Origin of the sequence: Bacillus sp. FSL M8-0063, from assembly GCF_038005545.1 — a bacterium.
GTDB lineage: Bacteria > Bacillota > Bacilli > Bacillales > Bacillaceae_G > Bacillus_A > Bacillus_A wiedmannii.
Window position 1 is genome coordinate 2,740,934 of record NZ_JBBOTJ010000001.1, and the last position, 19,749, is coordinate 2,760,682.

Here is a 19,749-nt window from a genome sequence, read left to right on the forward strand (position 1 = left end):
TAATTTGATGTAAAAAAAAAGCTTCTTTTATCGAAGCAAGTTTAAAAAATCATCTGCTGTTTTCGTGATTACAGTTGCATCCTTCAATGTTTCTGAAATAAATAACGCTCCTTCAAGATTTGTAATAAAAAGTGATGCAACCTCATCAATATTAATCGTATTTCTGAATTCCCCATTCTCTACCCCTTGTTTAATTAATAGAGAAACTTTCTTTTGTAATTCTGTAAAAAAAAGACCTATTTTTTCTTTTATTTGCGTGGCCTGTGTAGGACTTTGAATATAAAGAGTAATAAATGGACAGCTCCCCTTATACTCTCTCGACTGAACTCCTTGTGATAATTGCTTTAAAAACAGTTGGATACGATCTTCAACTAAAAATTGGTTCTGAGAAAGTACGTCATCAATTGCAGATTGATACATTTCAATCCAATAATCAACGACCCCTTCTAATAATACTTCCTTATTAGAAAAGTGATAATACACATTAGACTTTGAAACTTTGCTTACACGTACTAATTCATCCATACTTGTATAAGCAAACCCTTTTTCTAAAAATAATGTTGCAGCTACTTCAATCACACGTTTTTGATTCATTAATTTTACCTTTGTCATAACTAGAACTATATAGTACTAATTTAAATGTTGCAAGTATTTATGTTAATTTAGAAAAAAGTTTGATTAAAAAAGTTCCACTAACATTGATTTTACTGCAAAAAATTCTTATTTTGAATAAAGTTGAACTGAACCCCGAAATTGTTAATTCACTATCGTCTAATAGGGGGCACCATACATGCCCATCAACTTAAGAAAAAGAAATTCCCCCAAAACGAAAAAATGAGCTGCTTCTCAGAATAACTATCTGTAGAGATAGAAAATTTTAATTTAAGAGGATATGAAAATATTAGCTTGATGGTGATGGGGTACCGCCAGAATTTCGGAAAAAACAACACTAAGAGTATACAAGATTTTATACAGTTTTTTGGTTAATCCAATAACAGACAAGAAACCTAAAACCGCGGCAGGATAGAAATGTATAAGAAAATGCATAGATCCATAGAACAAAAAAAAGACGATTCCCTTGTGAAATTAGGGATTCGTCTTTTTCTTCGCTACCGATAACAAGTATTGTGTAAATAAGCTGTCCATATGGGCAGCTTATTTTATTTTTGCTTAGCCTGAATTTTTTCAAATATACGATATTTTATTTGTCGATATTTTTTTAATCTTCTTTATCGATTTCTATTGTACCTGTTCTAGCACTAACCTTTAAAATATTTAACAAATTATCAGGTGTCTTAATTTCCATTTCATATTCAAATGTAGATTGTGCTAAGTTGTCATCTTCTAATTCGAATTCTTTTTTCACATTAATAATTTCTCCCTTTGTATGAGCTAAAGAAATTTCACGAACTTGTTTCTCTGTGTAGTTTTCATTCTTTTTCGCATAATTGTAACCCATACCATAATATCCACCAACAATAGCAATACCACTTACTAAAATAGCAATTACACTTATCATTATTTTCTTTTTATGTTTTAACATTTTCATCCACTCCTTCATGATTAATCATCTATTCCAAATCTTGTTTCAAGTGCATTTTCTGCTTGCTCTAATTGATCTTCCAATATATCGTGTTCTCTTTCTTGCGTTTCATATTGTTCAACAGTTATCGTTCCAGCGTGATAATCTGCTTCTAGCTGATTATCAGATAGATCTATCTTGTCATCTAATTGATCAATTTCTTTTTTTGCTGCTAAGTACGTATTTAAGTTTTCTTCTTTTGCTCCAACTGGTTTCGTGTTATTTGCCTTTTCAACGATAGATGTGACTTCGTTTTTGAAATCTTGTATTTGCTTCGTGTCATTCGTAGCAGGCCCTGTTTTGTTTGGTTCTTGTTGTAGTTGAGCACTTTCTTTTTGCAATGTATCATTTTCCACTTTCAGTTGTTGTACTTCTGTATTGTTATCAGCTTGAGTAGAACAAGCTGTTAAGAATAAACAAGACATTGCTCCAATCAACATCCACTTTCTCATTCTGTTTTCCTCCCTTTACATGTGCACCTTATCCTTGCCTTTATATTACTGAACAAACATTAAAGGAAGATTAATGTACAAAAAAATAAAATGATATAATTAAATAGTTTCTAATCTTTCTTTAATGTTTTGGAATTATACTGATACATATTAATAAGAAGAAAAGGAGAATGTTAATGCGAGTTCTTATTGTCGAAGATGAACAAGACTTACAAAATATATTAGTAAAACGATTAAATGCAGAACATTATAGTGTCGATGCATGCGGGAATGGCGAAGATGCCTTGGATTATATAAATATGGCTACGTACGATTTGATTGTGCTTGACATTATGATTCCTGGAATAGATGGTTTACAAGTATTACAAAGATTACGCGCGGATAATCATACAACTCCTGTCTTGCTTCTTACAGCTAAAGATACAATTGATGATCGCGTAACAGGACTCGACTTAGGTGCGGATGATTATTTAGTAAAGCCGTTTGCTTTTGATGAACTGTTAGCAAGAATTCGAGTGTTAATGCGAAGAAATACAGGAAACACATCTAATGTGTTTGAAATCGCTGACCTAGTGGTAGATTGCAATATGCATAAAGTAACAAGAGGAGATCAGATTATCACTCTTTCCAGTAAAGAATTTGCTATTTTAGAATATATGATTCGTAATAAAGAAGTTGTGCTCACACGAGATAAAATTGAGCAACATGTGTGGAATTACGACTATGAAGGTGGCTCGAATATTATTGATGTTTACGTCCGCTATCTTCGTAAAAAAATTGATAGCCAGTTTGAAACGAAGTTAATTCATACAGTACGAGGAACTGGTTACGTATTGCGAGTAGAATCATGAAAAGACTATCAATCAAAATGAGAGTAACCCTGTGGTATACAGGGCTAATTGTAATTATTATGGCACTCGTGTTAGCTTTTATTTTAACTTCTTCAGATAAAGTTTTGCTTTTTAATATGAAAGATCAATTGAAGAGTACAGTAAAAGAAAGTATTGAAGATATCGAATATAAGCATGGACAATTAAAGATGGACGATGATTTTGAACCCATAGAAGATGGAGTAAATATCATCATTTATAATAAACAAGGTGAGCTGCTGGCAGGAAATAGTCCAACAAGCTTTAATAAAAAGATATCGCTTAAATCCGATGAAATACAAACCATTAAAGACGGTAATAAAGAATGGATAGTCTATGATTTTCTCCATAATGCAGGCGGCGATGAGCAAGTCTGGGTTCGTGGAATAATGACTATGAACCAATTATCATCAACGATGAATACGCTTATTGTGGTAACACTCATCTCATTTCCATTACTTATTCTCATTGCCGCAGTGGGAGGATATTTTATTACGCAAAGAGCGTTTCGACCTGTACAACAAATGAGTGATTCAGCTAGTAAAATTGGTGATGGTAAAGACCTTTCGAAGAGAATTCATTTACAAGGTTCACCGAAAGACGAAATGTATCATTTAGCACAAACCTTTGACAAAATGTTTGAGCGATTAGAGACATCATTTGAAAGTGAAAAACAATTTACATCTGACGCATCTCATGAATTAAGAACACCAACATCTGTTATTATTTCGCAATGCGAATACGCTTTATCACAGAGGAATAATCCGAAAGAAATGGAAGAATCGTTAGAAGTAATTTTAAAGCAATCACGTAAAATGTCCACGCTTCTATCCCAACTCTTATTATTAGCAAGAGCTGACCAAGGAAACCATAATACTTTCCAATTTGAATGTATCAATATGAGTGAATTAACGGAAATCGTTGTAGAAGAGCTTTCATTAATGGTTCAAGAAGCTTCGATTGATATCACAACTCATATAGAGGAAGACTTGTTTATGAAAGCAGATCAAACATTGATGATGCGTTTATTAATGAATTTACTAACGAATGCGATTGCTTATAGCAAAGCGAACGGCACTGTGCATATGCAACTGTTCCGTGATGAAACCAACATAATAGGTAAAGTCTCCGATAATGGCATAGGCATCAGCGAGCAACATATTACGAAAATATGGGACCGCTTCTATCGAGTTGACGCGGCACGAACATCTTCAAACATCGGAAATACAGGTTTAGGATTGTCGATGGTAAAATGGATTGTCGAACTACACGGAGGAGAAATTACAGTTGAAAGTAAATTAGGAGAAGGCAGTACTTTTACCTTTAAACTACCAATTGAAAAACGAGCATAATGTATGAATGTTTATAGCTCCAGAATAAAGATTCTTCAATCCTTATATAAAAGTAACCGACGCATTTTAAACAGCATTGATTTTATCATTTTTGACAACCCGTTCTGTTAAGTTGATATGCATATGGAAAAGATATCGAAATAAAACCCCAGAAATCCAAAGGTCTCTGGGGTTTTATTATATATTTAGCTCTTTTTGCTTTTTGTTTTGTTTATGTTTATGCAGCAATTTTCGGCTTATGAGAGAAATCAGTAATAAGATCAGTATTAGTACGAAAAGTTGCATAAATGATAAATCAAAATATTTAGCACCTGTAACAATTAAAAGTGTAGAAATCGTACCTTTTACAATGAAAAAAATAATAATCCATAATCCGCCTTTTTTCCAGTTCATTTTTATATTACCCTTTCCTACGTTTAAATTCTTAAATGGGACACCTTATTAAAAATCTATTATATTAATAAAAAAGTCATGTCTAATTAAATGCAATGATTACATAATAAGTGAAAATGATATTCAATGTCAATTTTATTGACTGTTTGAATATCTGTTTCTTCACTTCAACCTCTTCCTACTTTGTTTCTTACAGGCAATGAACTCTTGTTTCCAAACAAAAAACACCTCCATTGAATTTACATACTTCGCATGCGAATTCAAGAGGTGTTTTTTCATATACCATCAAGTAAAATTTCCTGCCTTATTTCTTGATACGTACCTATTTTCTAGTACACAATAACTGGATCATACGTGTTCAAACTATCATATACAGTTTTTGCAACGTTAGGCAGAAGGTTTACACACCCACCTGATCCCCCTGTTAAATAAGCATTATTTCCCCAGTCTTTTCGCCAGCCTGCATCATGGAATCCTTGACCACTATTTGTGAATGGAACCCAGTAATCTACTTTAACTGCATAATCAGCTTTCCCTACTGCGCTTCCTTTCAGCGTGTATGGTGTTCGTTTATATAGAACGTACCACACACCTGGTGATGTATCTTCACTCGTGCTATGTTTACCCGTTACTACATTTGTTGTGACGACTAATTTCCCATCTTTATAAATCCAAATTTGCTGATCTGCAATGGAAACTTCTGCATATGTATCTCCGATGCCATTATTCGATGTTGTTTTATAGCCGATTCCTTCCTTCTCCCAACCATTCCCGTGAATATTAGAAGCAGAAAGCGATTTTTCGCCTTTCTCAAAGGCTTGTTGAACTTGTTTTGTTTCTTTTTCCACATCTAGTGCCCAGCCGTATCCTTGTCCTTTTACTGATATAACCGAACCCGAATGTGTTTTAAAAGCGAAGTCTTTATGTAATGTAGATTTAGCCTTATTAATTTCAGCAACCTTATTTTTAATGTCGCTCGCATCGATTGTCACTTTCATATCCTTTGACATAGAGGCATTTTGAATTAAATCTTTCGCTTTTAATGAGTACACTTCATCCTGCACTTTATAATCAACAGACTGCTGAAGAAGATTTTGTAATGCTTTCTCTTCTTTTTTGATAATCGGATCGTCTTCTTTAATAGGCTGTATGTATGTAGACTTTAGATGAATTTCGCTTTTATGCTTCTGCTTGTCGTAATCTTTTAGTAGATTCTTAACGTCATACTGTTTTCCATCAACGCTCTTCGAAATAACAACTTTTCCTTGTTCGAGCTTCGCCATAGCATCTTGAGGCGCTTTTAATTTTTCATTCATAGAAACAAGCTTTTCTTCTACAAGTTTTTTCATCGTTTCACTACGATACTGATCCGCTTCTTTCGGTAGCAATGAATAATCTTTGTCCTTTGCGGAAGGGAAAAATGTCCACTGGCTTTTTAATAGTTTCTTAACCTGTGGCAAATCGTTTTCTGTCAGTTCCGTTTTTGTATCTTGTTCATCTAAAATTTGTTGTTGATCAATATAGACTTTATTTGCTAGTCCCGATGTTTTTAACTTCTGTATTGCCTGATCAGCGCTCAAACCACCGACTTTTGTATCGTTAATCGTAACATTCGAATTGAAGTGAGTTGCCTGATAATAACTCATTCCTCCAATAAGAAGTGCAATTACACCGCCACCCGCAGCGATTAGCTTCCAATTTGTAAAACGTTTTCTCGATCTTACCCGTTTTTTCTCAACTTCTTCCACAGATTCATTTACTGTATTGTTGTTCATCAATCTTTCCCCCGTATACATAAACGTCAATTGATTTTAAACCAAAACCATTGATTAGTGTACCTTATTTTCCCTGAAATTTCATTGTTTTTTACCAGTTTCATCTAACTTTAATCGATTAAAGTTAGATTTTTTAATAGAAAGATATATAAAGATGGTAGATAAAGTGAAAAAAGGACCATATCAATCGAGTTATTACGCCCCCCTCGCATTTCCCTAATGTTAAAGGGTAATCCTCTCTATAAATATTTTAACCTAGTGAAATAATTTTGAGAAGTTTCAAGTTAGAGGAAGGCAACATAGAATGCCTTTTATTTGTGAATAATTTAATGTCGCATATTTTATAAATTTAAATGTAAACTATGCTTCCCACATTTCACCAGGTTTCACAACCTCTACTATCGGCCTAACGAATTTCACCTTATGACCTTATCATCAACAATTTCAAGTTTCTTTAAAACTATTATATATGTTTGTACCACGCTTTATTAATACGATTAATCTTTTCAGGTGTTGAATTTTCAGACTCATTCTTTGGTGTAATCCTAGTATTAGAACATCCTGCAATAGCGAGACAGTATGTAACCAATAAAACTAATAATATTAATTTCTTCAAATAGCCACTCCTATATAAGGAAAATATTATATTGAGAAAATTAAACATAACATCGAATCTTTGTAAAAACAATATATTTCCTAGTATTATTATGTAATGGCGGATTAATGCACACCTTAAGGTTCATTAATCCGCTTATAAGCGTAGAACCTCATGCTCATCAAGTAAATGTTCAATTTACATTTTATCCGATTCTCAATGTTTATTCCAATATAAAAAAATAGCTATTTTTGTTGAAAACTAAGTGTCTCCCAAAATGATAAATACGAATTGAATTCCTATAACCATATATATTTATTCAGCTAACTTCTCCCCTGTAACAATCCGAAATAAAGTAGCTGCATGTTTTCCTTCTAATTGAGCGTACAGATGATTCCCCGACTTAATTTCCAATTTCTCCTTATTAGTACTTACCCAAATTTGATACAACACAGCTTTCGCCTCTATTTTCGGATTTTTAAATTGAAAAATAAAGTGATAAGCCGCTGGATGAGACATTTCCACTTTTTTATTTTCAAAATTAATATCATTTAATATTTTCTTTACTTGCAACACTTCATTATTATCTGTCACTACCTTAAAATCTTTATATTCATTATCACCAATATGTTTTTGCACTTGAATTCTTTGATCTTCATTTCCTACTATATTTGAACAGCCGGTTACTATGAATATACATATGGTAATAAAAACTAGAGACAAATTTCTAACTCTCATATTCATCAACCTCTTTTCAATACAAAATATCTCACATTGTAAAATAAAGGTAATTATTTTGCGCTTAGAAATATAAATAATAAAGAGAAAGGAGTGTCGTTCTATGCAGTTACAAACATACACTTGGAAAAGTTATATGTTTCTCATTGTAAGTATATTCGTTACTATTAATCTCTTTCTCTTCGCACCTATTTTAGACAGAGTTGGAGTAGAATATGTCGTGCCTTTCGCCTACTTCATATTAGCTTCCGCTGTTATAGCGATCATCTCTTTTTGTAGCCGAGCTGAGAAGAAAATTTTAGCGATTATCGGTTTATGTTTTACTCTATTTAACACAGCGATCATTTTATTTTTCCTTTGGTTTGGTTACCACTTCACTTAAGTGAAATATAAATACACTCCATAAGTCACAAATAAAATTAGTAAAATAGCAATGCCGAGTACCGTGTATATAATCCATTGTAAGTTCGAACTCATATACTCCCTCCTCTTGCCTCCTAACAATTCCAGTATATAACAAAAAGCATTGGATACCCAATGCTTTTTCATACTTACGCAAATAAAGACGTATTCGCATATAAAGCTGGTGAACCACCTGAATGTACGAATAAAATGTTGTCTTCTTTATTAAATGTACCTTTTTTAATTAAGTCGATTAATCCCGCTACCGCTTTCCCTGTATACACTGGATCCAGTAAAATACCTTCTGTTTTCGCAAGTAATTGAACTGCTTCCACCATTTCTGGCGTTGGTAACGCGTAACCTGGTCCTACATATTCATCAAAGCATGTAACAGCTTCGCGCGGGATAAAGTTCGGAATACCAACGTGAGCTGAAGTTTCCTCTACAAGTTTTGCTACTTTCTCTTCTTGTACTGCTTTTCCTCTACTTACGTTGATTCCAATTACAGGAATGTGACTTTGTGTTCCAGCAAAACCAGTAATTAAACCAGCGTGCATACCAGCGCTACCGCTTACGCAAACGACTGTACTGAAATCAATTCCTTGGTCAAATGATTGTGCCATAATTTCTTGCGCACAAGCAACGTATCCCATTGCACCAGTAGGATTTGATCCACCAACTGGTATGACATATGGTGTATTACCTTTTTCACTAACTTCTTTCGCTACTTTATGCATCTCTTCCATAAGATCTGCCCCGTTTGGTACAACAATTACATTTTCAGCACCTAGTAAATGATATAAGAAATAGTTTCCGTTAAAGTCTGGCTTCTCTTCTGGCTCAAGCCCTTCTTCTAATACAAGGATACATTTCATTTTTTCTTTTACCGCAGCTGCCAGTGTTAGACGGCAATGGTTTGACTGAATACCACCAGCTGTAATTAACGTATCTGCACCTTTTGCCTGTGCATCCGCAACTAGAAACTCTAACTTTCTCGTCTTATTACCACCAGCTGTTAAACCAAGTAAATCATCTCGTTTAAAATAAATAGTCGGCCCACCAAGTGCTTCAGAAAAATTGTTTAATTTTTCAATTGGTGTATATGACTCTGTATATTTTTTTCTCGGGAATTTAGCTAAATTCATAAATAACGCTCCTTTTGTACTTTTTTCACAATGTATGTAACGATACTATTATTACATGTAAAAATGATGAAGTCATCTTTCCGGGTGAAAAATGTGTTGGAATTCGGTGTTGGTGAATGAAATTGTATTAACACTTCGGCTCTTAATACGATACATGAAATTTATATCGGCGCAACTCGAATTATATCAGCGATTTTTCAAATATATCAACTTACCGAAAAGAACAAACAACACCAAAAGGCACACTCGATGAAAAGTGGGCCCTCTTCCAATCACTTATTTGCCGAAAATCGAAGAAGCTGCGTTAATCCTGGTTCTACATTCATTTCGCCTTTATGGCGTACGTATACAGTCTTGTTCCCATCAAATTTTGGAGGGTTCGCTTTACTGTATGTGTACCACTCATTCGTTCCTTCTACATTGTACTCCATATACTCTGTTGCACCGACAATTACATTTTTACTATCATCAGCTGTTACATCTGGCGCCATTTGTGCAACTTTCGAATCACTAATTAATAATTTTTTTATATCCTTATCACGTTTGTAATCGTAAGCTGTTACCATTACATCGTTACCATATGCTTTCACTTGTAATCCTTGTTTAAATGAATAGCCATCAGGAGCAGTCTTCTCTCCGCCATTTGGCCCAGCCGACATCCAGCCCGTTTCAATCCCGCCTGTATTTACAACAGTAAATCCTTTATTATCTCCGCCTGTAATTTTCTTTTTACCGGCCCAGTCTGGTAGGTTTAAATCCCAATGCGTGTGGCTTGTGAAGAAAACAACTTGCGGATAGTCTTTTAATATATCGTACAACTTATCAACGTTTAAATAATCTTGTAAATACGGATTTTGTCTTGATCCAGATACTGTATCAGGTAAAACGTGATGAGAGAAAATGAAAATCGGCTTATTTTTATCTTTTTGGCTATATTCTTCTAAATTTTGTTTTAACCAACCTAATTGCTCATCACTCATAAATACTTCATCCCACATTTTTGAATCGTGGTATTTCATATATTTTTCAGTTCCTAAAAATAAAAGCGGATAACCGTCTAATTCTTTTTTATGATATACCTTTTCTTGCCCGCTAAATTGTAAGTAGCGGTTGAATAGCGTTTCTTCCGTTACACCATTTGGCCATGTACTTTGAGAGAGCTTCCCATCAGCTGTCCATTTACCAGCATAAAACTCATGATTCCCAACAGTTGACCATATATTCTCTGGATGCTTATTTTTGTTTAACACACGCTTCACATCATCATATTGTGACTGTTGTCCCGTTGGCGTTATATCCCCATTCATAATAAGCGCTCTAGAAAGTGGTGTCACTTTTTTCATATCTTTTAATACGTGATCAAAATCCCCCAAATCCCCTTGAATATCACTAATAACGTTAAAAGTGGTAGCTGATTTTCGAACTTGTTCTTTCCCTTCCGCATGTGCTGAAAACGTCGGTAATAATGCCGTCATAACTGCTAACGAAGCAACTGTCTTTTTCATACAAATTCTCCCCCTAATCATAGAATGTATAAACTGACATGTTCTGCTTTCTCTAAGGTGCTTGTCCAATTCACATTATAAGGAGGGATTGTAAAGATAGATGACGTTAAAAGTTAAGTGTTTCTTAAGAGATTTTGTCGTTTTTTGCAAACCACAATTAGCGATTCACGCCAATCTAGCTTTCTAGCCTTTAACATTACATACATGTAAATTTTGATGTTAAATCTTTTAGTCTCATACGTTGTTTTTTATTACTTCTAATTTTCGGGAAAAATCCACTAATTAATAATGTTATAATCCATACCATTATTAGAATAAAGTTTATTGTATTACCGGAATTCAAGCTGAAAACTCTCCACAAATAGGCAGCAGAAAAAACGAGAATAGCAGTAATAATAAGTAAAAATGTCCTAACTACTAATCCGATGTAGGGTTTCTTCTCTTGCTTAAAAATGAAAGTTCTTCTACCTTTGTACAATCTAATTACAAATAGCAGCAAATATACACTAAGTGTGGCTCCAATAACAATTGATGTAATGGAATTGCTTTTTCTCTGCTCAGCTAGAGAGAAGTAACTTTCAGGTAATTTTCCAGTTTCATATTCCATCCATGCGTGGTAAATATCCTGTCGTAAATCTATACCACCTTCACCATTTGTAAGGATTACCAATCCATCTTTTGTATTAGGAATGAAACCATAAAAAGAGTGCCAGCCTCGATTGTCACCAGAATGATAAATTAATTCCCATTGATTAGATATTTTTTTTTCAAATATACCTAAACCATTCTCCCCTAATACTGGCTTTTGCATTTCCTCAACACGTTCACTTTTGATGACACCATTCCCTTTATTATTTGCATCCATGCTTGCAAGTATTAATGTCATCATATCCGTAACATTTGTCTTGAGACCTGCAGCAGCTTGTTCAGTAAATTGGTAACTAGGAAGTTCCTCTCCAAAATATCCATAAGCTTTCGAAAGGTTATAGTTTTCAGGACGTTGTAAGAATGAACTAGATTTCATTCCTAAAGGTTTCATAATTTGTTCTTCCATATAACGATTAAACGGTATTCCGGTAACCTCTTCAATTACAAGTTGTAAAATTGTATATCCGCCACCAGAGTAAATTGTTTCTGAACCTGGTTTATTGGTAACCTCCACTGGTTCATTAAGCCATCCTTTTCCAGACAGAGACTCCTCGATAGAATTAAGATTTTTCACTGGTACAACCCCAAGGTATCCTTTATGTGCAGACAGTCCTGCTGTATGACTTAATAATCTTCTTATCGTAACTTCATTATTATTAAACTCTGAATTAGGTAATTTCCATTTGGTCAGATATTTTCCAACGGGATCATCTAGTGATAAACGACCTTCATCTACAAGATGTAGGATTCCCCACGCTGTAAGGCTTTTAGATATGGAACCAGCTTGAAACAAAGTATCATCACTCACCGCTTTTTTTGTCTTTTTATCTACATAACCGTAGTTTAGTGTATAAGCAATACGCCCCTCATGTACAATCCCTATTGCAATCCCTGGTACCTCATAATTCCCCTGCCATTTTGGTACCTGTTCATCCAACTTTTTTTTGAAATCCTCTATACTCCTATCAGTCAACATACCCGATTCTGCCCTCATCACATTTGTAAAACACGCTTCATTCGTAATAAATATGCAAATAATTAAACATAGAATACTTTTGCATATTATCGATGCTTTTTGCCTATTCTTCATTTGTTCCACCCCTTTTTTCAGAATATTCTACCCATCAATCAGAGTATCCCATTCTAATATCCCGTTCTATCGATTTTTATTACTTAACCTTACATAATTGTAATAAAAATCAAAGATTTACATGCTTAGGGGTTTTACTGTTCTTTATTCAAGGGCAGGAAATTTAATAAAAAAAGACACAGAGATTTCTCCCCATGCCTACTAATCCTCTACCTCTTCACCGCATGCACATAATGCACCGTCTCAAAAGCTTCTAAATAATCATTTCGTCCTTCAAAGTATAACTTATCAATATCCTCTGGTGATAAGTGCTCATAAATGAGTAAGCCCGCCTTCTCTAATAGTGCTTCCATTTCTGTATAAGAAAAACACGATTTCATCGGTTCTCCGCCTACTGCAGCAATTTTCACCATATTTTCAACTCGATTGGACAGTCCTTTTTCCGTAAATAAATTTTCATCCGGATAATCAAAAACGATAGAACTTCCCTCTGGAACCATCGCAAATAAACGTTCTATTAAACTAGATAGTTCCTCTTTCGTTAAATAGTACGTAACACCTAATAGGCTAAAAAACGTCTTTTTATTTTCAAATCCTTCATTTACTAATGTTTGCTTCGAGAAATCTTTAGTGAAATCCATCGAAACAAAATGAAGATTGTTTGGAATTTCATACTTTGCTTCTTTCACTCTTTGTATTTTAAACGCTTGCGTAGAAGGATGATCCACTTCAAATATTTCTATTTTATTCTCTAACTCTCGGTGTCTAAAACTAAATGTGTCTAAGCCAGCACCGAGTATGACGTGTTGTTTTGCGCCTAATGTAATTTCATGTAGTAATACTCTTTCACAATATGCCGCGCGTGCCAAAGGTGTTGGTGATAATTGAACTTGTGTAATCCATTTTAATATTTCTTGTGGATTGTCTTGAAACTGCTGTGCAATGTCTGTATTGAAAAAATGTATCCCTTGAACCATATTCGTTTCAATATCGTTACGTTCTTTTGGTGAAATGAAATCTTTAGCTACATAATCATCAAAGATTTTAGGACGATCAAATTCACTATGATACGCTCTTCCGAAAGCTGATACTAGCGACGTTACACTCGCTTCACCTTTTTTCACGCACATACACTCCTTCATTTTTACAACAAAAATAGGGTTCCCCTGGCCAGGAGAACCCTATTATACACTTTATTTATATATTGGTAAATTATAGCATAAATAAGTTTTTTTGTCAAGTTTCTAGCCTGCTATCAAACCAACAATTTGTATATTCTCTGGCAGGAAAATTGTCGATTCACACAGAATGTTCCAAATTATAACAATACATATGGAGGCCAATATGAAACGATTAGTCATTATTACCGTAGGAAAAACACACAGCGGAAAAACTACATTTGCTAAAGAACTAGAAAAAGAGTTACCCAACTCTTTCGTTATGGATCAAGATAACCAAGCTGAATTTATCAACACACATTACGAAAAATTACAGCCGGATGAAGGCACTAATACATTTAAGCACGGTCTTTCGAAATTCATTGTTGATTATGCAAAAGAACATACGAGTTTACACCTTATTATTTGCAACTCAAATAGAAGTCGAAACGGCAGGATGTATTTACTCAATGAATTGTTTCAGAAAGATGACTATGTACGCATACTCGTTCATTTTGATATTCCAGATGATGTCCTTTACGAAAGAGTAGCTCGAAGCACGCGAAGTACAAATATTTTTAGAGGTGATTATTCTAGTTTCAAAGAAGTACTCGATCGACAACATTCTGAATCACTTCACGAAGATGTGGTAGATCCTATAGAAAACGAGGCTGATTATTTGTTTGTTATTCGCAATAGCAAGGATATAAACTCTACTATAGAAGAAATTGTGCATCTTGCTAAAGATTTGTCCCCTACCCAAAAATAAGAGACTATAAAAATTACATAATCATAGATTATTATGCAAATACTTCCTCTAGACATCGTACATGGTATATAATGATAAGATAATCTACTTCTATATGCTCAATTTTACACAAAACAGCTCATGCATATGAAAGAAAAGAGGTACAATAATATGAAAACAAAACAAACAATTGCTGCGTCTACACTAGCTTTAGCAATGATTGCTGGCGCAAACTCTGCTCATGCGGAAGTAACTGATGCTACTCCTCAGCAAAGTACGGGAGATCGATTAGCTGAAATTAAGCAACATAGACAAGAGTTAGATGCGAAATTGCAGCAGCACAAAGAAAACGTGGATCAAACATTGAATGAACTTAACCAAGTTAAGGAAAATGTTGATACGAAGGTTAATGAACTACATGAGCGTAAACAAGTTGCTGATGAAAAAATTAACGAAATGAAACAACGTAAACAAGAGTTAGATGCAAAACTTCAGCAAGACAAGCAAATCGCCGAAGATAAAATCGCTGAAATTAAAGAGCATAAAAAACAAGTAGAAGACAAAGTTGCTGAAGTTAAAGAACATAAGCAAAATATCGATAATAAGGTTAATGAGATTAAAGAACATAAACAAACTGTCGATGAAAAAGTGAATGAAATTAAGCAACATAAAGAAAATATCGATCAAAAGGTTAATGAACTTAAGGAAGTTAAAAAACAGGTAGATGAAAAATTAGCTGAGTTAAAGAAAGCAAAACAAACTGCTGAGGACAAACTTGCTGAGCTAAAAGAAAATAAGCCGAATACTGGGAACACGTTAGAGGAACTTAAGAAAATTAAAGGCAATTTAGATAGTCTTTCCGCTAACTTAGAACTAGCTAAACAAGATGTAAAAAACAAACTTGCTGAATTACAAAAAGCTAGAGAAGATTTACTAAATAAAATTAACGAAATAAAACAAGCGAAACAAACTGTTTCAGACGATTTAACAAAGAAAAAACAAGACTTAGATATTAAAATCAACGACTTTAAACATACTGAGAAAAAAATTGATGACAAATTAGCTGAGGTACATACAACGAAGCAAAATGTCGATAACAAAATTAATGAAGTATCTCAATCGAAACAAACAGAAACAAAGACTGGTACTACAAATGTAGACAATAATACTAGAGAACTTCCTAACGCCGGTAGTGAGCAATCAAATAATATGGCTTTAGGTATGTTATCTGTATTAGGCGGCGTTTTATTAGTAACACGAAATAAAATTAAAGCGTTATTCTCAAAGTAAAGCAATTATACCTATTTTAAAATAATTATACGAAAGACAACCGCACATTTATGTGTGATTGTCTTTTTTCTTTATATTAACTTCCCATCTCTAAGCGTCAATATACGATCACATACATCAAGCATTCTTTCATCATGCGTAATCATAATTGCTGCTTTTTGGCTCTCTTTCACTTCACGTTTCATCATTTCAACGACTTCACGTGCGCGTTTTGAGTCTAAACTTGCTGTTGGTTCATCCGCTAATATTAAGTCGGGGTTGTTCATAAACGCACGAGCGATTGCTACCCTTTGTTTTTCCCCGCCAGATAGTTGATTTGGATAATGATTTTTTCTTTCTCCTAATCCAAATGCCGCTAATAAATGATCCGCACGCTTTTCTGAGTCTTGTTTGTTTTCTTTTTTTAGCTTTGCAATATAAAGCAATTGTTCTTTAACATTTAAATATGGAACAAGATTTGCAAACTGGAAAATGAAGCCGATTTTTTTCAAACGAATGTCTGTCATTTCCTTTTCTGATAACTGTGTAATATTTTGCTCACGAATGTAAATATCCCCTTTTGAAGGTGATAATAATGCACCCGCGATTGATAATAACGTACTTTTCCCTGATCCAGAAGGACCAACGATTCCGATAAATTCTCCAGCTTTCACATCAAGCGACATCGGATGAAGGGCTGTTACTTCCGTATTCCCTTCTCCGTACACTTTACTTACTTTGTCTAATTTCAATAATGAAGTCATTACATCCCGCCTCCAATTGCTTCTAATGCATCAACTTTTAATACTTGGTATAACGAAATAAGTGTTCCTAAAATACTAATTACGATAAAGATTGCTGCATATTGTGCAATCATCGGTGTTGTTAATAAGAACGGCATACCTGCTGGTAAAATTTGTTCTAATCCTTGTACAAGGACAATACTAATTACCATCGCAACGACTGATAAGAATAACGCCTGCACGACTAAGCTATTTGCTAAATAAGAATTCTTTGTACCGATTGCTTTTAATACACCTAATTGTTGTGTTTTTTGCAGTGTAATGACGTAGAAGAATACACCGATTAGTAACGCAGCGATAACAAGTAAGAACGCAATGATCATCGTTAATGTTCCTTGCTCTTCTTTAAATCCTGGAATACTTTGTAATACTTCTTTTTTGTCGATAACATGTGCATTTTTAATTTCTTTATCTGTATGCAGCGCAATTGCACTATAATCTTTTTGGTTTGGTTGTGAAATAGAGCCCCATACGTCTTCATTTACATACACGACTGGTGTATGGCTAAACATTTGGGCTTTCGTAAATCCAACGATTGTAAATTCTTTCTTTGAAACAGGATCAATAATTGTATCGCCAATATCGATTCCTTTTTCTTTAATTGATTCATCAGCAACCATTTCGTTATTTGCTGTACCTAATTTCTTACCTTTTACAATTTTCGGTTCTAAAAATGAATCACGTTCACTGGAGAAAATAGCAACATCCACTTTTTTCGAACTATCTTTCTTTTCATACGTTGAAACTTTCACACGAAACGGAACGGCCTCTTTCTCGCCTACTTGATTTACTACGTTATCTACATCATCTTTCTTAATTTGTGAACGAAGTAATTTATTTTCCGCATCATCTGCTAAAACAAACTTGTTTGTCTCCATATTTTGAATCGATGAAGCATTATCATATGATAGTCCATTTGCTAATCCTGAAATAACAAGAACTAAAAATGATAATAACACCATAATCAGTCCGATTAATCCGTATCTTAATTTTGATTGTTTCAATTCACGCAGAGCTAAAAACATTTCGCTCGCTCCTTCCTCTTTTTTTCTATGCACTAATCATAAAAAAGAAATATGAACGGAATATGAACAGAAGATTACAGAGGGAAAGATTTAATTTTCAGAAAGTATTGAAAATAACTAGAATCCTTGATACAATTCAGTCAAATAATCTTGACCGAGTAATTTTATTTAAGGAGTTGATCATTTTGAAGCCCATGTTAACACTCACTACTTATAGCCAACTAAAAGCAATAAGCGATCCACTACGTGTCGAAATGATGATGCGTCTATGCGAACGTCCTTATACAGGACAACTACTATCTGAGAAATTCGGCATTCCAAGGGCGAAAATTCATTATCATTTAAAAGAATTAGAAAAGAATGGTTTTATAGAAATTGTTTATACAGAAGAAAAGAATGGCATCATTCAAAAGTTTTATCAATCTGTCGCTAAAGGCTTCACCCCTGCCGCGAACCTATTACCTCATTTAGAAATATTAAGCGAATCCGGTCGCCAAATCTTTTTACAAATGACGGAAATGACGAAAAGCCATATTCTCGCTGCACCTGAAGAAGCTTTTACATTACGGAAAATCAGCGAAGATCCAGCTGAGTGGAATTACGTTTCATCTTGCTGGGAGTTTGATGCTACGCCAGAACAATTTCAAGTGTGGGTGAAAAAGTTTTATGAAGTGATGTCTGAATTAAACGAGATCACAAAAGATGCAGATAAGGATCCAAATAGTAAATCTTATTACATTTCTACTACTGCACTACAAATCGACGAACGAGCGATGCAGCGCTTTGTGAAAAAAGAAGAAAAATCGTAATACGATTTTTTTTACATAAACGGTCAAATTTATTTTACCGAATAAATTTATTATAAAGGAGTAGATTAAATGGACATATTGAAAAACCGGAATTTCCTCTTATTGTTTTTAGGGAGAATTTTTACAAACATAGGAGATAGTTTGTATTATGTAGCGGCGATGTGGCTCGTATATAAACTGAGTGGTAATCCTTTTTATTCTGGATTGGCTGGTTTCCTTACATTATTACCTTCTGCACTTCAATTTCTTACCGGTCCATTCGTTGATAGATGGTCAATCAAAAACACCCTCGTCATTACACAAGTTTTGCAATGTATTCTTATATTAATCATTCCTATTACACACTACTTCGACCTATTAACTGTTCAACTACTACTCATCATTATGCCCATCGTAGCCTTTATCGAACAATTCACCTATCCCGCACAATCAAAAGCTTTACCACTTCTATTGAATAAAACACAATTATTAAAAGGAAATTCACTCTTTTCATTTGCATATCAAGGCATTGATTTAATTTGCACGACGCTTTCTGGCATATTAGTAGCACTACTTGGCGCAATCACTTTATATGTAATCGACTCTTTCACATTCGCGATTACTGCCCTTTTGTTCTTTTCATTGAAAATGCCAAAGCAAGCGGAAAACAATACATCACTTTCAACTAAACAATATTTCTCTGATTTAAAAGAAGGCTTTTCGATCGTCTTCCGTTCATTAATGGGCGCCTTCTTAATCGGTTCAGTTGTCGCTAATTTTTCAATCGGTATGACAATGGCGATACTCCCTTCTTACGCTGATTCTGTTGGAGGCGTGAAATCATATGGCTTCTTCTTAGCTGCTATATCAGCAGGTAGTCTCATCGGTGCATTATTCAGTTCATGGGTTGGCAAACGTAATGTTGGCCGTGTCTCCATTATTAGCTTTGCGACTGGCGCTATCTTTTGGTTTCTCTCTACGATTGTACCGTTTCAATGGCTATCTATTCTCTTATTCGGCCTAGCTTGGATACCAATCGGTGCCACCAACATATTATTTGCGACAATTAGTCAAATTGCAATTCCAAATCAATATCTTGGACGCATTAACTCAGTCATGCGAAGTATGGGCACAATTGCTATGCCGTTCGGTTCTTTAATTGGCGGATACACCGCAAATGTATTTAGTAGCCAACTCATTTTTGCGCTCGCTAGCATCGGTATTTTATTTATTTCTCTCATATGGCTGCTTCATCCGAAATTACGAGCATTGCCGAAAGCTGATGAAATTACAGCGGATACTTTTGGAGTTCATTTTAGGGAAGAGCGCGGGAAAGGTACAGCTTTATAGCAGGAACAAACATAACCCCGTTCTAGATTTGGGACGGGGTTAAAATGTAGTTATTTAATTTTG

At 34.4% G+C, this 19,749-nt stretch carries 19 protein-coding genes; 7 read left to right on the forward strand and 12 right to left on the reverse strand.

The genetic code is table 11. The features are described 5' to 3' along the window. Positions 1-27: 27 nt before the first annotated feature. From MKX31_RS13805 to MKX31_RS13815, 3 genes are all read right to left on the reverse strand, one after another. A complete protein-coding gene (locus tag MKX31_RS13805) occupies positions 28-594 on the reverse strand; it encodes a TetR/AcrR family transcriptional regulator (RefSeq protein ID WP_340980992.1) in 567 nt (188 codons plus the stop codon). A 625-nt stretch (positions 595-1,219) separates the two neighbouring features. After that, the gene (locus MKX31_RS13810) at positions 1,220-1,543 is read right to left on the reverse strand and encodes a PepSY domain-containing protein (RefSeq protein ID WP_064475795.1); all 324 of its coding nucleotides are present in this window, start codon (positions 1,541-1,543) and stop codon (positions 1,220-1,222) included. A 20-nt stretch (positions 1,544-1,563) separates the two neighbouring features. Then, on the reverse strand, positions 1,564-2,034 hold the full coding sequence (locus MKX31_RS13815) for a hypothetical protein (RefSeq protein WP_001233665.1): 471 nt from the start codon (positions 2,032-2,034) through the stop codon (positions 1,564-1,566). 176 nt (positions 2,035-2,210) lie between these two features. Here MKX31_RS13815 and MKX31_RS13820 point away from each other — a divergent pair, with 176 nt between their 5' ends. Continuing rightward, positions 2,211-2,885: a response regulator transcription factor gene (locus MKX31_RS13820; RefSeq protein ID WP_001264519.1), complete on the forward strand. Its 675-nt coding sequence runs from the start codon at positions 2,211-2,213 to the stop codon at positions 2,883-2,885. After that, positions 2,882-4,255, forward strand: coding sequence for a sensor histidine kinase (locus MKX31_RS13825; protein ID WP_088047174.1), 1,374 nt, complete (start codon positions 2,882-2,884; stop codon positions 4,253-4,255). Before MKX31_RS13820 ends, MKX31_RS13825 begins: the two co-directional genes overlap by 4 nt. A 177-nt stretch (positions 4,256-4,432) precedes the next feature. On the opposite strand, the gene MKX31_RS13830 is transcribed toward MKX31_RS13825, so the two are convergent. The 3 genes from MKX31_RS13830 to MKX31_RS13840 form a co-directional block, all read right to left on the reverse strand. Then, positions 4,433-4,648: a hypothetical protein gene (locus tag MKX31_RS13830; RefSeq protein ID WP_064475798.1), complete on the reverse strand. Its 216-nt coding sequence runs from the start codon at positions 4,646-4,648 to the stop codon at positions 4,433-4,435. A gap of 329 nt (positions 4,649-4,977) precedes the next feature. Further along, positions 4,978-6,423 carry a L,D-transpeptidase family protein gene (locus MKX31_RS13835; RefSeq protein WP_064475799.1) on the reverse strand — a complete coding sequence of 482 codons (1,446 nt, stop codon included), beginning with the start codon at positions 6,421-6,423 and terminating at the stop codon, positions 4,978-4,980. Positions 6,424-7,333: 910 nt separating this feature from the next. Beyond that, entirely contained in the window at positions 7,334-7,756 is a 423-nt protein-coding gene (locus tag MKX31_RS13840) for a hypothetical protein (protein ID WP_340980994.1), read from the reverse strand. A gap of 103 nt (positions 7,757-7,859) precedes the next feature. On the opposite strand from MKX31_RS13840, the gene MKX31_RS13845 reads away from it, so the two are divergent. Then, complete coding sequence (locus MKX31_RS13845; RefSeq protein ID WP_258126289.1) at positions 7,860-8,138, forward strand: hypothetical protein; 279 nt, start codon at positions 7,860-7,862, stop codon at positions 8,136-8,138. Positions 8,139-8,307: 169 nt separating this feature from the next. Here MKX31_RS13845 and MKX31_RS13850 read toward each other — a convergent pair whose 3' ends face one another. The 4 genes from MKX31_RS13850 to MKX31_RS13865 all read right to left on the reverse strand — a co-directional run bounded on the left by MKX31_RS13850 (position 8,308) and on the right by MKX31_RS13865 (position 13,676). Next, positions 8,308-9,303, reverse strand: coding sequence for a D-cysteine desulfhydrase (locus MKX31_RS13850; protein ID WP_258126290.1), 996 nt, complete (start codon positions 9,301-9,303; stop codon positions 8,308-8,310). Positions 9,304-9,575: 272 nt separating this feature from the next. Then, complete coding sequence (locus MKX31_RS13855; RefSeq protein ID WP_340980997.1) at positions 9,576-10,808, reverse strand: DUF4073 domain-containing protein; 1,233 nt, start codon at positions 10,806-10,808, stop codon at positions 9,576-9,578. A gap of 196 nt (positions 10,809-11,004) precedes the next feature. Further along, positions 11,005-12,546 carry a serine hydrolase domain-containing protein gene (locus MKX31_RS13860; RefSeq protein WP_340980998.1) on the reverse strand — a complete coding sequence of 514 codons (1,542 nt, stop codon included), beginning with the start codon at positions 12,544-12,546 and terminating at the stop codon, positions 11,005-11,007. A gap of 209 nt (positions 12,547-12,755) precedes the next feature. Beyond that, on the reverse strand, positions 12,756-13,676 hold the full coding sequence (locus MKX31_RS13865; RefSeq protein WP_149174085.1) for a class I SAM-dependent methyltransferase: 921 nt from the start codon (positions 13,674-13,676) through the stop codon (positions 12,756-12,758). Between the two features lie 202 nt (positions 13,677-13,878). Here MKX31_RS13865 and MKX31_RS13870 point away from each other — a divergent pair, with 202 nt between their 5' ends. Further along, entirely contained in the window at positions 13,879-14,472 is a 594-nt protein-coding gene (locus MKX31_RS13870) for an ATP-binding protein (RefSeq protein WP_098102907.1), read from the forward strand. Between the two features lie 150 nt (positions 14,473-14,622). Further along, positions 14,623-15,741, forward strand: coding sequence for an LPXTG cell wall anchor domain-containing protein (locus MKX31_RS13875; protein WP_340981000.1), 1,119 nt, complete (start codon positions 14,623-14,625; stop codon positions 15,739-15,741). A gap of 71 nt (positions 15,742-15,812) precedes the next feature. Here the strand turns inward: MKX31_RS13875 and MKX31_RS13880 are convergent, their stop codons facing one another. Both MKX31_RS13880 and MKX31_RS13885 read right to left on the reverse strand, forming a co-directional pair. Continuing rightward, positions 15,813-16,484, reverse strand: a complete 672-nt coding sequence (locus MKX31_RS13880) for an ABC transporter ATP-binding protein (RefSeq protein ID WP_064475806.1) — start codon at positions 16,482-16,484, stop codon at positions 15,813-15,815. After that, positions 16,484-17,548, reverse strand: a complete 1,065-nt coding sequence (locus tag MKX31_RS13885; RefSeq protein WP_340981002.1) for an ABC transporter permease — start codon at positions 17,546-17,548, stop codon at positions 16,484-16,486. The genes MKX31_RS13880 and MKX31_RS13885 overlap by 1 nt, the downstream gene beginning before the upstream one ends. 185 nt (positions 17,549-17,733) lie before the next feature. Between MKX31_RS13885 and MKX31_RS13890 the strand changes: the two genes are divergently transcribed. Together MKX31_RS13890 and MKX31_RS13895 are read left to right on the forward strand one after the other, a co-directional pair. Further along, complete coding sequence (locus tag MKX31_RS13890) at positions 17,734-18,357, forward strand: ArsR/SmtB family transcription factor (protein ID WP_048559929.1); 624 nt, start codon at positions 17,734-17,736, stop codon at positions 18,355-18,357. A gap of 69 nt (positions 18,358-18,426) precedes the next feature. Continuing rightward, the gene (locus tag MKX31_RS13895; RefSeq protein ID WP_149174088.1) at positions 18,427-19,686 is read left to right on the forward strand and encodes an MFS transporter; all 1,260 of its coding nucleotides are present in this window, start codon (positions 18,427-18,429) and stop codon (positions 19,684-19,686) included. The last annotated feature ends 63 nt before the right edge of the window (positions 19,687-19,749 follow it).

Coding starts and splice junctions, on each gene's coding strand:
- MKX31_RS13825 (WP_088047174.1), top strand. CDS start 2,882: ATGAAAAGACTATCAATCAAAATGAGAGTAACCCTGTGGTATACAGGG.
- MKX31_RS13885 (WP_340981002.1), bottom strand. CDS start 17,548: ATGTTTTTAGCTCTGCGTGAATTGAAACAATCAAAATTAAGATACGGA.
- MKX31_RS13820 (WP_001264519.1), top strand. CDS start 2,211: ATGCGAGTTCTTATTGTCGAAGATGAACAAGACTTACAAAATATATTA.
- MKX31_RS13880 (WP_064475806.1), bottom strand. CDS start 16,484: ATGACTTCATTATTGAAATTAGACAAAGTAAGTAAAGTGTACGGAGAA.
- MKX31_RS13895 (WP_149174088.1), top strand. CDS start 18,427: ATGGACATATTGAAAAACCGGAATTTCCTCTTATTGTTTTTAGGGAGA.
- MKX31_RS13855 (WP_340980997.1), bottom strand. CDS start 10,808: ATGAAAAAGACAGTTGCTTCGTTAGCAGTTATGACGGCATTATTACCG.
- MKX31_RS13845 (WP_258126289.1), top strand. CDS start 7,860: ATGCAGTTACAAACATACACTTGGAAAAGTTATATGTTTCTCATTGTA.
- MKX31_RS13865 (WP_149174085.1), bottom strand. CDS start 13,676: ATGTGCGTGAAAAAAGGTGAAGCGAGTGTAACGTCGCTAGTATCAGCT.
- MKX31_RS13830 (WP_064475798.1), bottom strand. CDS start 4,648: ATGAACTGGAAAAAAGGCGGATTATGGATTATTATTTTTTTCATTGTA.
- MKX31_RS13875 (WP_340981000.1), top strand. CDS start 14,623: ATGAAAACAAAACAAACAATTGCTGCGTCTACACTAGCTTTAGCAATG.
- MKX31_RS13870 (WP_098102907.1), top strand. CDS start 13,879: ATGGAGGCCAATATGAAACGATTAGTCATTATTACCGTAGGAAAAACA.
- MKX31_RS13810 (WP_064475795.1), bottom strand. CDS start 1,543: ATGTTAAAACATAAAAAGAAAATAATGATAAGTGTAATTGCTATTTTA.
- MKX31_RS13805 (WP_340980992.1), bottom strand. CDS start 594: ATGAATCAAAAACGTGTGATTGAAGTAGCTGCAACATTATTTTTAGAA.
- MKX31_RS13815 (WP_001233665.1), bottom strand. CDS start 2,034: ATGAGAAAGTGGATGTTGATTGGAGCAATGTCTTGTTTATTCTTAACA.
- MKX31_RS13835 (WP_064475799.1), bottom strand. CDS start 6,423: ATGAACAACAATACAGTAAATGAATCTGTGGAAGAAGTTGAGAAAAAA.
- MKX31_RS13850 (WP_258126290.1), bottom strand. CDS start 9,303: ATGAATTTAGCTAAATTCCCGAGAAAAAAATATACAGAGTCATATACA.
- MKX31_RS13840 (WP_340980994.1), bottom strand. CDS start 7,756: ATGAGAGTTAGAAATTTGTCTCTAGTTTTTATTACCATATGTATATTC.
- MKX31_RS13860 (WP_340980998.1), bottom strand. CDS start 12,546: ATGAAGAATAGGCAAAAAGCATCGATAATATGCAAAAGTATTCTATGT.